This window comes from Stenotrophomonas maltophilia, from assembly GCF_023518235.1.
Lineage (GTDB): Bacteria > Pseudomonadota > Gammaproteobacteria > Xanthomonadales > Xanthomonadaceae > Stenotrophomonas.
Genome location: NZ_CP090423.1, coordinates 189,164 through 203,129, shown reverse-complemented (window position 1 = coordinate 203,129; position 13,966 = coordinate 189,164). Strand labels below are relative to the sequence as shown.

Below are 13,966 nucleotides of genomic sequence, written 5' to 3'. Positions count from 1 at the left end.
GTGGTTGGCACCTCGTTCACGTTCAAAAGGGGACGATTCGTCCACCCTGCTGCATGACGCAGTACCACCCAACGCACCCGCCTTCACGGCCAGGAGACGCCCCATGAAGATCCAGCTCATCGCTGCCAGCGCCATTGCCACCCTTGCCCTGGCCGGCTGTGCCACCTCGCCCGGCTACGGCGGTGGCGGCTACAACAATGGCGGTTACAACTCGGGCGGTTACGGCAACAACGGCGGCTACAACCAGGGCCGCTGCGCCGACTGCGGCATCGTCACCCGCATCAACGTGGTGCCCTCGGGCCGTACCGCGCCCAGCGCGACCGGCGCGATCCTGGGCGGCATCGTCGGCGCCGTGGCCGGTCATGAGATCTCCGACCACACCGGTGGCAGCCGTGGCAACAAGAACATCGCCGCCGCCGCGGGTGCGGTCGGTGGTGCACTGGCCGGTAACCAGATCCAGAAGAACGTCACCAGCGACACCTACGACATCAGCGTGCGCATGGATGATGGCCGCACCATCGTGGTCAACCAGCGTGATCTGGCCGGCATCCGCGAGAACACCTATGTGCGCGTGGTCAACGGCAAGGTCATCCTGCGCTGATCGGCAACGGGCCAACGGTAAAGAAAAAGGCCCGCTTGCGCGGGCCTTTTCCGTTTGACGTGATGCAGCTCGATCAGGTCGGCTGCACGGCGTCGGCCTGCAGGCCCTTCTGGCCCTGCACGACGGTGAAGGTGACCTTCTGGCCTTCCTTCAGGCTCTTGAAGCCCTGGGTCTGGATGGCGCGGAAGTGCACGAACACGTCTTCGCCGTTTTCACGGCTGATGAAGCCGAAGCCCTTTGCATCGTTGAACCACTTGACGGTACCGGTCTCGCGTTCGGACATCTCACTAACTCCCTGATGACTCTCTCTTGTTGTTGGAAACGCCTGGTGGGCGGCTGACAAGCAAGGGGGAAGCGAGGTGCATCGATGCAGCGGATCGGGAAGATCTTGCTTCATCAGGCCACGATCCACGGTGACCTTGCCAAGCTCAGCGACTGCAACTTAACCCGCCCAAAACGAAAAAGCAACTGGCAAAATCTTTCACTGTCAACCCCAAAACGACCACCATACGGACCAGCATGGGACTCTCATTCATCTTGTATCTGCTAGCGGTCATTTTTGTCCTCGTCGGTATCGCCGGGATCATCCTGCCGGCCCTGCCAGGCATCCCGCTGGTCTTCGTCGGCCTGCTGCTGGCCGCCTGGGCCGATGGCTTCGCGCATGTCGGCTGGCCCACCCTGGTGGCGCTGGGCGTGTTGACCCTGCTCTCGCTGCTGGTTGACGTGCTGGCCACCGTGGTCGGCGCCCAACGGGTCGGGGCCAGCCGCAAAGCCCTGTGGGGAACGTTCGTGGGCAGCATCGTCGGGCTGTTCTTCATGCCGATCGGCCTGTTCGCCGGGCCGCTGCTCGGCGCGTTGGCCGGCGAGTACTGGCATACCCGCGAACTGGGACGCTCGACCAGGGTCGGCCTGGCCACCTGGCTGGGCATCCTGCTGGGCCTGGCGCTGAAGCTGGCCGTGGTCATCGCGATGCTGGGCCTGTTTGCCTTCGCCTGGTTCCTGTAGCGGGCATTGCCTTCACGCTGCGCGCACGCTGTGCCCGTGCATAAACCGTGGGGGCTGGCCGCCATCCGGTGCAGTCGCCACACTGTGCGTTCCCCGTATTCAATGAAGGGCCTGCTGCAATGACCCTCCCCACGCTGTTTCCCCGCCTCGCACCACTGGCCGCAGCCCTGTCCCTGGCCAGCGCTACGGCGGCCGCCCAGGAGTTCGCGCCCAGCGCCGAAGCCTCGCCGGCGGCGTGCGCGGCCATCACCACCGATGCGGCCCGCCTGGCCTGCTATGACCGTCAGTTCGGGCATACCCCGCAGGCCACGGCCGCCGCCGATGCAGCCGCCGAAGCCGCCGCCCAGGCCCGCCGCGAAGAACGCCAGACCGCACGCGTGAGCCAGGGTGAGGAGAAGCTGCGCGAACGCGTCAGCGACCTGTTCCGCCCGGCCGCCCCGGACAGCGCGCTGGCCAATGCCGGCCGCGGCTCGCTGCTGGACAGCCGCTGGGAACTGGCCGAGGACTCCAAGCTGGGCCCGTTCCAGCTGCGCGCCTACAAGCCGGTGTACCTGTTGCCCGCGTTCTGGACCAGTGACCGCAACACCATGCCGCACTCGCCGAACCCGGCCAATACGGTCACCACGCCGCAGGTCCTGGACAGCGCCGAATTGAAGTTCCAGATCAGTTTCAAGACCAAGATCGCCGAGAATTTGTTCGGCGACAACGGCGACATCTGGGCCGGCTACACCCAGAGCTCGCGCTGGCAGGCCTATAACAGCGCCGATTCACGCCCGTTCCGCGAAACCAACTACGAGCCGGAAGTGATGATGGTGTTCCGCAATGGCTACTCCATCGGGGGCTGGCGCGGGCGCATGACCGGCATCGCGCTGAACCACCAGTCCAACGGCCGCGCCGACCCGCTGTCGCGCAGCTGGAACCGGGTGATGCTCAACATCGGCCTGGACCGCGAGAACTGGGCGCTGGTGCTGCGCCCCTGGTACCGCATTCCGGAAACCCGCAGCGATGACAACAACCCGGACATCGAGGACTACATGGGCCGCGGTGATGCGACCCTGACGTGGAACCGCAACGGCCACGAGGTCTCGCTGATGGCCCGCCATTCGCTGCGCACCGGCAGCCGCTCGCACGGTGCGCTGCAGCTGGACTATGGCTTCCCGATCAGCAACCTGCTGCGCGGCCACGTGCAGGTCTTCGATGGCTATGGCGAGAGCCTGATCGACTATAACCACAAGGCCACGTATGTGGGCGTGGGCGTGTCGCTGCTGGAGTGGTTCTGATGCACGTGACGATCTGGCACAACCCGGCCTGCAGCAACTCGCGGGGGGCGCTGAAGCTGATCCGCGACGCCGGCTTCGAACCGGTGGTGATCGACTACCTGGACAGTCCTCCCGACATCGCCACGCTGCGCCAGGTGCTGGCCGAGTCGGGGTTGTCCGCGCATGAGCTGGTGCGCAGCAAGGAGCAATCGTTCGCCGAGCTGGGCCTGGCGGACGCCGATGAGGCCACCCTGTTGGCGGCCATGGCTGAACACCCGCGACTGATCAACCGTCCGGTGGTGCGCACCGCGCGCGGCACGCGCCTGTGCCGTCCCCCGGAAACGGTGCTGGAGCTGCTGTAACCCACCCCGCTCTGGTAGAGCCGAGCCATGCTCGGCTGCGGTCCGCGTGCAAACCGTGAATGCAGCCGAGCATGGCTCGGCTCTACAGAACAGGCTTACAGCCAGTCGGCGATGCCTTCGCGGCGGTACACCTCGGCAAAGGCCGGGCGCGCCTTCATCGCGCTGGCATGCGCCTTCAGCACCGGCCAGGTGTCGCTGGGCCGGGGCATGTTGCGCGACCAGCGCATCAGCATCACCAGCATGTAGTCGACCACGCAGGGGGTTGAGCCCAGCAGGTAGGGGCCGTGCGCCTGCAGATGGGTGGCCACGTGCTGCCAGGCCGCTTCAAGGCGCTGCCGCGCCATTTCGCGGCTGGCGGCCACGTGCGCCTCGCCCGCCACCTCATGCGGATAGAACCAGGCCCGATAGGCCGGTTGCAGCGTATTGGCGCACCAGAACATCCAGCGGTAGGCATCGCCCCGCTGTGGCGTGCCCAGCGCCGGCAACAGGTTGGCCTCCGGGTGCCGGTCGGCCAGATACAGCGCGATGGCCGCCGCTTCGGTCAGCACCACGCCATCGATCACCAGCGTCGGCACCACGCCGGCCGGATTCAGCGCCAGGTACCCGGCCGCCTTGTGCTCCTGCGTATCGAAATCCAGCGACACCAGTTCATGCGCGATGTCCAGTTCGATCAGCAGCCAATGCACCACCAGGGCGGCGGTACTGGGCGAACCATACAGCGTGGTGCTCATGCGGCAGATCCTGTGCGGGTGGAGCGGCCGATTATGCGCCCACGCGGGCAATCGTTGCTCAACCACAACTGCTCATGCAGGAATCCCGGCGTTCACCACAGGACATCATCGGCGCGCGCATCGTGCAGTCATGTGCTTTCAGTTCGCAGGAGCGCCGCAACTCCGGGTTGTCCACGTCCTTGCAATGCTTGTCCGGGGCCGGCGCCACCCGCTGCTCGCAGTTGCTCTGGCGGCTGCCGATGGAATCATTCTGCGCCATGCAGCTGCGGTAGCTGGCCTGGCACTGCATGCGGCATTGCGCCGATGCGGAGAAGTCCGCGCCTTCGTACGACGCTGGGGTACTGCAGCCGGCCAGCGCCAGCAGCACGCCTACCACGATGAATCGATGCAGAGCCATGGACACGTCCTGTGTGAGCGGATGCCGACCGTAGCAGAGCAATCGCTGCAGATTCGTTAACCGCCGCTCCAGATACAGCAACGGCGCCACGCGGGCGCCGTTGCCTGAAACGGAAGCGGAGGAATTACTCCACCACCACCGGAATCTTGCCGATGCGGGCCTGCCATTCACGCGGACCGGTCTTGTGCACCGATTCGCCGGTGGAGTCGACCGCCACGGTCACCGGCATGTCCTGCACGGTGAACTCGTAGATCGCTTCCATGCCCAGGTCGGCAAAGCCAACCACCTTGGCCGCCTTGATCGCCTTGGACACCAGGTAGGCCGAACCGCCGACCGCCATCAGGTAGGCCGACTTGTTGTCACGGATCGCCTCGATGGCCGCCGGGCCGCGCTCGGCCTTGCCGACCATGCCCAGCAGGCCGGTCTGCTCCAGCACCTGGCGGGTGAACTTGTCCATGCGGGTGGCGGTGGTCGGACCGGCCGGGCCCACCACTTCGTCGCGCACCGGATCGACCGGACCGACGTAGTAGATGAAGCGGCCCTTCAGGTCGACCGGCAGTTGCTCGCCCTTGTTGAGCATGTCCACCATACGCTTGTGCGCGGCGTCGCGGCCGGTCAGCAGCTTGCCGTTGAGCAGCAGGGTCTGGCCCGGCTTCCAGCTGGCCACGTCTTCCGGGGTGATCGTGTCCAGGTCCACGCGGGTGCCCTTGGACGCGTCGTAGGTCAGCTTCGGCCAGTCTTCCAGCGACGGCGGATCCAGCATCACCGGGCCGCTGCCGTCCAGGGTGAAGTGCGCATGGCGGGTGGCCGCGCAGTTCGGGATCATCGCCACCGGCAGGTTGGCCGCGTGGGTCGGGTAATCGTTGATCTTGATGTCGAGCACGGTGGTCAGGCCGCCCAGGCCCTGTGCGCCGATGCCCAGCGCATTGACCTTCTCGTACAGCTCCAGGCGCAGCTCTTCGATGCGGTTGGAGGCACCACGGGCCTGCAGCTCGGTGATGTCGATCGGCTCCATCAGCGCTTCCTTGGCCAGCAGCATCGCCTTCTCGGCGGTGCCACCGATGCCGATGCCGAGCATGCCCGGCGGGCACCAGCCAGCGCCCATGGTCGGCACGGTCTTCAGCACCCAGTCGACGATGGAGTCGGACGGGTTGAGCATGGCGAACTTGGTCTTGGCTTCCGAACCACCGCCCTTGGCGGCGACGATCACGTCGACCGTATTGCCCGGCACCACCTTGACGTTGACCACGCCCGGAGTGTTGTCCTTGGTGTTGATGCGCTTGCCGGCCGGATCAGCCAGCACCGAAGCGCGCAGCTTGTTGTCCGGGTGCAGGTAGGCACGGCGCACGCCTTCATTGGCCATGTCTTCCACGCCCATGGTGGCGTCGTCCCAGCGCACGTCCATGCCGATTTCCAGGAACACGGTGACGATGCCGGTGTCCTGGCAGATCGGACGGTGGCCTTCGGCGCACATCCGCGAATTGATCAGGATCTGGGCCATCGCTTCCTTCGCGGCCGGCGACTCCTCGCGCTCGTAGGCGGCGGCGAGGTTCTTGATGTAGTCGACCGGGTGGTAGTACGAGATGTACTGCAGCGCGTCGGCGATGGACTGGATGAGGTCTTCCTGCTTGATCGATGTCACGGCTTGCTCGCTTGCTCGAGGCTGGCGGGGGTAATCCGCCCATTTTACCCCCTCCGCCGACTGCGCGTAGATTCACCGGGGTCAGATCCCTTTCCAGCGGAAAGGGATCTGACCCCCCTCTGTCACGGTTCATTCCTGTCCGGCGTCCTGGTCAACATGAACATCGAAACCGCTTTCCAGACCCACCGCCCGCGCCTGATGGCCCTGGCCTACCGCCTGCTCGGCAGCCGCGCCGATGCCGAAGACGTGGTCCAGGACGCCTGGCTGCGCTGGTCCGGCGCCGACCCGGCCAGCGTCCGCGACGCCGAGGCGTGGCTGGTCACCACCACCACGCGGCTCGGGCTGGACCGCCTGCGCGCGGCCAGGCGCGAGCGCGTGCACTACGTCGGCCCATGGCTGGCTGAGCCGCTGGCGGTCACCCTCGAGCCCGATCCGGCCCCCGGCCCGGCCCAGTTGCATGCGCTGGCCGACGATGTCTCGGTCGCCTTCCTGACCCTGCTCGAGCAGCTCGGCCCTGAAGAGCGCGCCGCGTTCCTGCTGAAGGAAGCCTTCGACCACGACTATCGCGAGATCGCCGTCCTGATCGGCCACAGCGAAGCCAACTGCCGGCAGCTGGTGCACCGCGCGAAACAACGCCTGCAGTCCGGGCGGCCGCGCTTCAACGCCGACGCCAGCCAGCACCGGCAGCTGCTGGCGCGCTTCATGGAGGCCTCGCAGCGCGGCGACAGCGAAGCGATCCAGGTCCTGCTGCACGCCAACGCGTTGCTGGTCTCCGACGGCGGTGGCGTGGTTACCGCCGCGATCCGCCCGCTGCTGGGCGCCGAGCGCATCGGCCGCCTGTTCTGGGCGATCGCGCGCCGTGGGGCGGTGCATCCGGCGCAGCTGGGCTATGTCAACGGCGAGCCGGCAATCCTGCTCTTCATCGGTGATCGCCTGCACTCGGTCACCACCATCGAAGTGATCGATGGCCGCATCGCCAACCTCTACAGCGTGCTGAATCCGGAAAAGCTGCCGACGGTTGTCACGCGCGAGGGTGCTGCGGCGTCCTGGTAGTGAAAGGCGGCCATCGTGGCTGCCGTGGAGCCGAAAATGTCCGACCACGCCTCTCCCCGCGTCCCGTACACCCGCCTGGCCGCCGAGGCCTTCAAGGGCCTGCTGGCCACCAGCAAGGCGGTGCATGACAGCTCGATCGACCCGACCCTGATGGAACTGCTGTTCCTGCGCGTATCCCAGCTCAATGGCTGCGGCTACTGCATGGACATGCACGGCACCGCGCTGCGCAAGGGGGGCATCGAGCCGCGCAAGCTCGATACCCTGCCCGCGTGGCACGAAAGCCGCTTCTTCGATGCGCGCGAGCGTGCCGCGCTGGGCTGGGCCGAGGCGCTGACCCGGCTGACCGACGGCGCGCCGTCACAGGCCGCGTTCGATGCGCTGGCCCCGCACTTCGATGAGAAAGGCATCAGCGACCTGAGCATGGGCATTGCGGTGATCAATGCCTGGAACCGGTTGGGTGCCGGCCTGCTGCCGCCGCTGCCGTAATTCTCACCGGGGTCAGATCCCTTTGCGTGGCAAAGGGCTCTGACCCCGGCGCTGCCGCACGGCTGCACTGACCCCCTCTGCACGGCCCGGGCGCGCACAATGCGCGCATGCCCGCCGCCTCCGAAAGAAAGCCCAGCCTGCGCCAGCGCTTCAGAGCGATGCGCAACCTGCCGCCATTCCTGCGCATGGTCTGGCAGACCAGCCCCGCGCTCACCCTGGCCAGCCTGGGCCTGCGCCTGATCCGTGCGCTGCTGCCGGTGGCGATGCTGTACGTCGGCAAGCTGATCATCGACACCGCGCTGCACCTGAGTCAGCACGATGCGGGCTTCCCGCCCCTGGGCGAGGCGCTGTCCAGTGGCCTGCTCAATCCGCTGCTGGGCCTGCTGGCGCTGGAGTTCGGCCTGGCCATCGGCTCGGACCTGCTCGGCCGGCTGGTCAGCTATGCCGATGCGCTGCTCTCGGAACTGTTCGCCAACGTCACCAGCATCCGCTTGATGGAACATGCCGCCACGCTGGACCTGGAGGACTTCGAGGACCCGGACCTGCAGGACAAGCTGGACCGTGCTCGGCGCCAGACCATGGGCCGGATGAACCTGATGAGCCAGCTGTTCGGCCAGGTGCAGGATGCGATCACCGTGGCCAGCCTCGCCGTCGGCCTGCTGGTCTACGCGCCGTGGCTGATCCTGCTGCTGGCGCTGGCGCTGGTGCCGGCCTTCATCGGTGAGTCGCACTTCAACGCGGCCGGCTACAGCCTCAACTTCCAATGGACGCCCGAGCGCCGCCAGCTCGACTACCTGCGCCAGCTCGGCGCCAGTGTGGAAACGGCCAAGGAAGTGAAGATCTACAACCTGCACCGCTTCCTGGTGGAGCGTTACCGGCGCCTGTCGGTGGCGCTGTTCCAGGCCAACCGGGCACTGGCCCGGCGCCGCGCGTTCTGGGGCACGCTGCTGGCTGCGCTGGGCACGCTGGGCTATTACACCGCCTACGCCTACATCGCCTGGCGCACGGTGCGCGGCGATTTCTCGATCGGTGACCTCACCTTCCTGGCCGGCAGCTTCCTGCGCCTGCGCCAGCTGCTGGAAGGCCTTTTGATCGGGTTCTCGCAGGTGGCCAGCCAGGCGCTGTACCTGGACGATCTGTTCTCGTTCTTCCAGATCGAGCCGGAGATCCACACCCGCGACGGCGCCGTACGCGTGCCGCAGCCGATCCGCCAGGGCTTCGTGTTCGAGAACGTCGGCTTCCGCTATCCCGATGCGGAACAGTGGGCGGTGCGCCATCTGGATTTCCAGCTGCATGCGGGCGAAGTGCTGGCCCTGGTGGGCGAGAACGGCGCCGGCAAGACCACCCTGGTCAAGCTGCTGGCGCGGCTGTACGAACCGGACGAGGGCCGCATCCTGCTTGATGGCCGCGACCTGCGCGATTACGACCTGGACGACCTGCGCGCCAACCTCGGAGTGATCTTCCAGGACTTCGTGCGCTACAACCTCAGCGCCGGCGAGAACATCGGCGTCGGCCAGGTCGAGGCCATGCACGATCAGGCGCGCATCGCCGACGCCGCCCGGCGTGGCATGGCCGAAGAAGTGATCGACGCACTGCCCGGCGGCTATGATCAGCTGATCGGGCGGCGCTTCAAGCAGGGCGTGGACCTGTCCGGCGGCCAATGGCAGAAGATCGCCATCGCCCGCGCATGGATGCGCAATGCGCAGGTGATGATCCTGGATGAGCCCACGGCGGCGCTGGATGCACGCAGCGAGTTCGAGGTGTTCCAACGGTTCAGGGAACTGGCGGATAATCGCACCGCTGTACTGATTTCCCACCGTTTTTCCTCGGTACGCATGGCCGATCGCATCCTGGTGCTGGCCGATGGGCGGATCGAGGCCAGTGGCACCCACGCCCAGCTGATGGCCCAGGGCGGTCGCTACGCCGAGCTGTTCGAGCTGCAGGCGGCCGGTTACCGCTGAGAACGCCTCTCGTTCCGCCTAATGAGAACCTGTCTCATTTGAGATAGAATCACCCCCGACGACTTTCGATAGATACGCCCATGTCCTCCGCTTTCGGCGCCGAAACGGTGCTTGAGGTCCGTCACTGGACCGACGCCTACTTCAGCTTCACCCTTACCCGCGACAGCGGTTTCCGCTTCGAGAACGGCCAGTTCGTGATGATCGGCCTGGAAACCGAGGCGCGGCCGCTGCTGCGCGCCTATTCCATCGCCAGCGCCAACTGGGAAGAGCATCTGGAGTTCTTCAGCATCAAGGTGCAGGACGGCCCGCTGACTTCGCGCCTGCAGCACATCAAGCCGGGCGACAAGGTGCTGGTCGGCAAGAAGCCCACCGGCACCCTGCTGATCAGCGACCTGCACCCGGGCAAGAACCTGTATCTGCTGGGCACTGGCACCGGCATGGCGCCGTGGCTGTCGGTGATCAAGGATCCGGAGACCTACGAGCGCTTCGAGAAGGTGATCCTGTGCCACGGCGTACGCTACGAAAAGGACCTGGCCTACCGCGATTACTTCGAGAAGGAACTGCGTGAGCACGAGTTCCTCGGCGAGATGATCGGCGACAAGCTGCTGTACTACCCGGCCGTCACCCGCGAACCGTTTGCCAACCAGGGCCGCCTGACCTCGCTGATGGAAAGCGGTGAGATGCAGCGCACCCTTGGCCTGCCGGAACTGAGCCCGGAAAACGACCGCGCGATGATCTGCGGCAGCCCGCAGATGCTGGCCGACCTGCGCGCCGTGCTCGACGCGCGTGGCTTCCAGGTTTCGCCGCGCATCGGCCAGCCGGGCCATTACGTGTTCGAGCGCGCGTTCGTCGAGAAGTAAGGCGGCCTTTGTGCGTGCCCGCTTGCGTGCTCCACGCATTGCGGGCATCGTGCACCGCACATGGGCCAATGGCCCCCTGGGGACGACACGGATGACGAACACACCTGTTCCGCACTGGATGCGGGCCTGGGCAATGGCCTGCCTGCTGCTGGCCGCCATTCCGGCATGGGCCTCGCCGCCCGCCAGCGGCGACGTGCCACCGCAGGCGCTGGGCGATGACGCCAAGGGCAAGCCAGTCAACCTGACCGAGCTGCGCGGCAAGGTGGTGATCGTGACGTTCTGGGCTTCCTGGTGCGGCCCGTGCCGCAAGGAACTGCCCATCCTGGCGCATCTGCAGCAGGTCGTCGGCGAAGACGCATTGCAGGTCTATGCCGTCAACTGGGGCGAGCCGCGACGGGAGGTCAACCGCCTGATCCGCCAACGTGGCTGGCCGAAGCTGGACTACCTGCACGATCCCGGTGGCGTGCTGGCCGAGCAGTTCGGCATCGTCGCCGTGCCCCACATGTTCATCGTCGGCCGTGACGGCACCATCGCCCACGCCCATCGTGGCTACAGCGAGGCCAGCCTGCCGCGGATCATGCAACAGGTCATCGAAGCGCTGCCCGAAGAAGTCCGCAACCGCCAGGCAGGAGCGGCCGCAGGAAACTGAGCGGCGGCAATCACGAGCGACGCCGGGCATGGCCTGGCGCTGCCGCAGGGCGCAGGCGGTTACAGCAGCGCTTCGATCGCTCCGCGCAGTTGCTCCGGCCGGGTGGTGGGCGCATACCGCGACACCACCTGCCCCTGGCGGTCGACCAGGAACTTGCTGAAATTCCACTTGATGCGGGCACTGCCCAGCAGGCCGCGCTTCTGGCGTGACAGCCAGGCCCACAGGGGATCAGCGCCCTCGCCGTTGACCTCGATCTTCTCCGACAGCGGGAAGCTGACCGGGTAATCCAGCGAGCAGAACTGGCGGATCTGCGCGGCATCGCCGGGCTCCTGTGCGCCGAACTGGTTGCAGGGGAAGCCGATCACCACCAGGCCGCGCTCGCGATAGTCCTGCCACAGCTGTTCCAGGCCGGTGTACTGCGGGGTGAAGCCACAGCGGCTGGCGACGTTGACCAGCAGCAGCGGCTGGCCCTGGTACCGGGCCAGCGCCTGCGGCTGGCCGTCCAGGTCACGGAAGCTGAAATCGTAGGCGGTGGTCATGGCGGTGGGCCCGGGGAAAGGACACCCGCATGGTACCGGGGGAGCCGCGTGCCCGGCAGCCACCCATGCGGCGGCGCTGCCAGCATGTCTTTTGACACAAGTGGGCGCGCGACCGGCCGGGTTACCCTCGGAACCTTGTTTGCCTTACCGGAGTTCCTACCTTGACCACTCGCCTTGCCCTTGCCGTGGCCATGTCCCTCGGCCTTGCCCTGCCCGCCTTCTCCGCCGGCGCCGCCACCCCGGCCGCCAGCACCGCCGCCCAGCAGGCCAATCCGTTCTTCGCCGAAAGCCCGCTGCCCCTGCACTTCCCGCAGTTCGACAAGATCAAGGACAGCGATTTCGCCCCGGCCTTCGACGCCGGCATGGCGCAGCAGCTGAAGGAAGTGGAAGCGATCGCCAACAACAAGGCCAAGCCGACCTTCGACAACACCATCATCGCCCTGGAAAAGAGCGGTGACGTCCTTGATCGCGCCACCACCGTGTTCTTCAGCCTGGTCGGCGCCGATACCAACGACACCCGCAAGAAGCTGCAGGCTGATTATTCGGCCAAGTTCGCCGCGCACAGCGATGCGATCGCGCTGAACGGCAAGCTGTTCGCGCGCATCCAGGCACTGTACGACACCCGCAGCCAGCTGGGCCTGGACGCCGAAGGCGTGCGCCTGGTCGAGAAGTACTACGACAACTACGTACGCGCCGGCGCCAAGCTGTCCGACGCCGACAAGGCCAAGCTGAAGGAAATGAACGCCGAGCTGGCCAACCTGGGCACCAAGTTCAGCCAGAACGTGCAGTCGGAAGTGAACGCTTCGGCGATCACCGTCGCCGACGTCAAGGAACTGGACGGCCTGTCCAAGGAGCAGATCGCGGCCGCCGCCGAAGCGGCCAAGGCCCGCGGCCAGGACGGCAAGTACGTGATCACCCTGCTCAACACCACCGGCCAGCCGCCGCTGACCAACCTGGCCAACCGCGCCCTGCGCCAGAAGATCTACGAAGCCTCGGTCAGCCGTGGCAGCCGTGGCGGCGAGTTCGACAACACCGCACTGGTCTCGCGCATCATGCAGCTGCGTGCCGACAAGGCCAAGCTGATGGGCTTCCCGAACTTCGCCGCCTATAACCTGACCAACCAGACCGCCAAGACCCCCGAAGCGGTCAATGCGATGCTGGGCAAGCTGGCCCCGGCCGCGGTGGCCAACGCCAAGCGTGAAGCTGCCGACCTGCAGGCGATGATCGACCAGGAACAGAAAGCGGCCGGCAAGAAGACCTTCGCGCTGGAACCGTGGGACTGGGCCTTCTACAGCGAGAAGGTGCGCCAGGCCAAGTACAACTTCGACGAGTCGCAGCTGAAGCCGTACTTCGAAATGAAGAACGTGCTTGAGAACGGCGTGTTCCATGCCGCCAACCTGGAATTCGGCCTGACCTTCAAGCAGCGCACCGACCTGCCGGTCTACCACGATGACGTCACTGTCTACGATGTGTTCGACGCCGACGGCAGCCAGCTGGCGATCTTCATCTTCGACCCGTATGCACGCGCCTCCAAGCGCGGTGGCGCGTGGATGAACTCCTACGTATCGCAGTCCAAGCTGACCGGCTTCAAGCCGGTGGTCGCCAACCACCTGAACATCCCGAAGCCGCCGGCCGGCCAGCCGACCCTGCTGACCTGGGACGAGGTGAACACCACCTTCCACGAGTTCGGCCACGCCCTGCACGGCATGTTCTCCAACGTGAAGTACCCGTACTTCTCCGGCACCTCGGTGCCGCGTGACTTCGTCGAGTTCCCCTCGCAGGTCAACGAGATGTGGTCGGACAACCCGGTCATCCTGAAGAACTACGCCAAGCACTACCAGAATGGTTCGGCGATGCCGCAGGCACTGCTGGACAAGGTGCTGGCCGCGGCCAAGTTCAACCAGGGCTTTGCCACCACCGAGTACCTGGGTGCGGCCATGCTGGATCAGCGCTGGCACCAGATCGGCGCTGATCAGGTGCCGGCCGCCAAGGACGTGATGGCCTTCGAGCGTGCTGCGCTGGAGAAGGACGGCATCTACTACGCACCGGTTCCGCCGCGCTACAAGACCCCGTACTTCAGCCACATCATGGGCGGCTACTCGGCCGGCTACTACGCCTACATCTGGTCGGAAGTGCTCGACGCCAACACCCAGAAGTGGTTCAAGGACAACGGTGGCCTGAGCCGCAAGAACGGCGACCACTTCCGCGCCACCCTGCTGTCCAAGGGTGGCAGCGTGGATGCCATGCAGCTGTTCCGCGATTTCGCCGGCCACGAGCCGCAGATCGAGCCGCTGCTGGAAAAGCGTGGCCTGACCGGCGCCGGCAACTGATCGCTGGCGCGGTAGCGTGAAACGAAAACCGCCCGGGAGACCGGGCGGTTTTTTTATTGGATGGGGTCAGAGGCCATTTCTACGAAACGGG

The 13,966-nt window shown here is 66.1% G+C and carries 15 protein-coding genes; 10 read left to right on the top strand and 5 right to left on the bottom strand.

Annotated elements, in window-relative coordinates; translation table 11 throughout:
* Nucleotides 1-103 precede the first annotated feature (103 nt).
* Entirely contained in the window at nucleotides 104-601 is a 498-nt protein-coding gene (locus LZ605_RS01145; RefSeq protein WP_057498272.1) for a glycine zipper 2TM domain-containing protein, read from the top strand.
* A gap of 73 nt (nucleotides 602-674) precedes the next feature.
* Here the strand turns inward: LZ605_RS01145 and LZ605_RS01140 are convergent, their stop codons facing one another.
* Nucleotides 675-884, bottom strand: coding sequence for a cold-shock protein (locus LZ605_RS01140; RefSeq protein ID WP_057498273.1), 210 nt, complete (start codon nucleotides 882-884; stop codon nucleotides 675-677).
* Nucleotides 885-1,120: 236 nt separating this feature from the next.
* Between LZ605_RS01140 and LZ605_RS01135 the strand changes: the two genes are divergently transcribed.
* From LZ605_RS01135 to arsC, 3 genes are all read left to right on the top strand, one after another.
* Nucleotides 1,121-1,606 (top strand): DUF456 domain-containing protein, encoded by a 486-nt coding sequence (locus tag LZ605_RS01135; RefSeq protein WP_249843521.1) that lies wholly within the window; start codon nucleotides 1,121-1,123, stop codon nucleotides 1,604-1,606.
* Between the two features lie 119 nt (nucleotides 1,607-1,725).
* Nucleotides 1,726-2,886: a phospholipase A gene (locus LZ605_RS01130; RefSeq protein ID WP_249843520.1), complete on the top strand. Its 1,161-nt coding sequence runs from the start codon at nucleotides 1,726-1,728 to the stop codon at nucleotides 2,884-2,886.
* A complete protein-coding gene (gene arsC, locus LZ605_RS01125; protein WP_249843519.1) occupies nucleotides 2,886-3,227 on the top strand; it encodes an arsenate reductase (glutaredoxin) in 342 nt (113 codons plus the stop codon). The genes LZ605_RS01130 and arsC overlap by 1 nt, the downstream gene beginning before the upstream one ends.
* A 95-nt stretch (nucleotides 3,228-3,322) precedes the next feature.
* On the opposite strand, the gene LZ605_RS01120 is transcribed toward arsC, so the two are convergent.
* The 3 genes from LZ605_RS01120 to LZ605_RS01110 form a co-directional block, all read right to left on the bottom strand.
* Entirely contained in the window at nucleotides 3,323-3,958 is a 636-nt protein-coding gene (locus LZ605_RS01120) for a glutathione S-transferase family protein (protein ID WP_249843518.1), read from the bottom strand.
* A gap of 58 nt (nucleotides 3,959-4,016) precedes the next feature.
* Nucleotides 4,017-4,355, bottom strand: coding sequence for a hypothetical protein (locus tag LZ605_RS01115; protein ID WP_249843517.1), 339 nt, complete (start codon nucleotides 4,353-4,355; stop codon nucleotides 4,017-4,019).
* A 124-nt stretch (nucleotides 4,356-4,479) separates the two neighbouring features.
* A complete protein-coding gene (locus LZ605_RS01110; protein ID WP_107230920.1) occupies nucleotides 4,480-5,997 on the bottom strand; it encodes a fumarate hydratase in 1,518 nt (505 codons plus the stop codon).
* A 156-nt stretch (nucleotides 5,998-6,153) separates the two neighbouring features.
* Between LZ605_RS01110 and LZ605_RS01105 the strand changes: the two genes are divergently transcribed.
* The 5 genes from LZ605_RS01105 (at nucleotide 6,154) to LZ605_RS01085 (ending at nucleotide 11,006) form a co-directional block, all read left to right on the top strand.
* Nucleotides 6,154-7,050, top strand: coding sequence for an RNA polymerase sigma-70 factor (locus LZ605_RS01105; protein ID WP_249843516.1), 897 nt, complete (start codon nucleotides 6,154-6,156; stop codon nucleotides 7,048-7,050).
* A 36-nt stretch (nucleotides 7,051-7,086) separates the two neighbouring features.
* Nucleotides 7,087-7,536 (top strand): carboxymuconolactone decarboxylase family protein, encoded by a 450-nt coding sequence (locus LZ605_RS01100; RefSeq protein WP_053509636.1) that lies wholly within the window; start codon nucleotides 7,087-7,089, stop codon nucleotides 7,534-7,536.
* Between the two features lie 107 nt (nucleotides 7,537-7,643).
* Nucleotides 7,644-9,497 carry an ABC transporter ATP-binding protein gene (locus LZ605_RS01095; RefSeq protein ID WP_249843515.1) on the top strand — a complete coding sequence of 618 codons (1,854 nt, stop codon included), beginning with the start codon at nucleotides 7,644-7,646 and terminating at the stop codon, nucleotides 9,495-9,497.
* Nucleotides 9,498-9,577: 80 nt separating this feature from the next.
* Nucleotides 9,578-10,357 (top strand): ferredoxin--NADP reductase, encoded by a 780-nt coding sequence (locus LZ605_RS01090; protein WP_014037801.1) that lies wholly within the window; start codon nucleotides 9,578-9,580, stop codon nucleotides 10,355-10,357.
* A gap of 91 nt (nucleotides 10,358-10,448) precedes the next feature.
* Nucleotides 10,449-11,006 carry a TlpA disulfide reductase family protein gene (locus tag LZ605_RS01085; protein WP_249843514.1) on the top strand — a complete coding sequence of 186 codons (558 nt, stop codon included), beginning with the start codon at nucleotides 10,449-10,451 and terminating at the stop codon, nucleotides 11,004-11,006.
* Nucleotides 11,007-11,065: 59 nt separating this feature from the next.
* On the opposite strand, the gene LZ605_RS01080 is transcribed toward LZ605_RS01085, so the two are convergent.
* On the bottom strand, nucleotides 11,066-11,545 hold the full coding sequence (locus tag LZ605_RS01080; protein ID WP_249843513.1) for a glutathione peroxidase: 480 nt from the start codon (nucleotides 11,543-11,545) through the stop codon (nucleotides 11,066-11,068).
* Between the two features lie 161 nt (nucleotides 11,546-11,706).
* Between LZ605_RS01080 and LZ605_RS01075 the strand changes: the two genes are divergently transcribed.
* A complete protein-coding gene (locus LZ605_RS01075) occupies nucleotides 11,707-13,875 on the top strand; it encodes a M3 family metallopeptidase (protein ID WP_249843512.1) in 2,169 nt (722 codons plus the stop codon).
* Nucleotides 13,876-13,966: the final 91 nt, after the last annotated feature.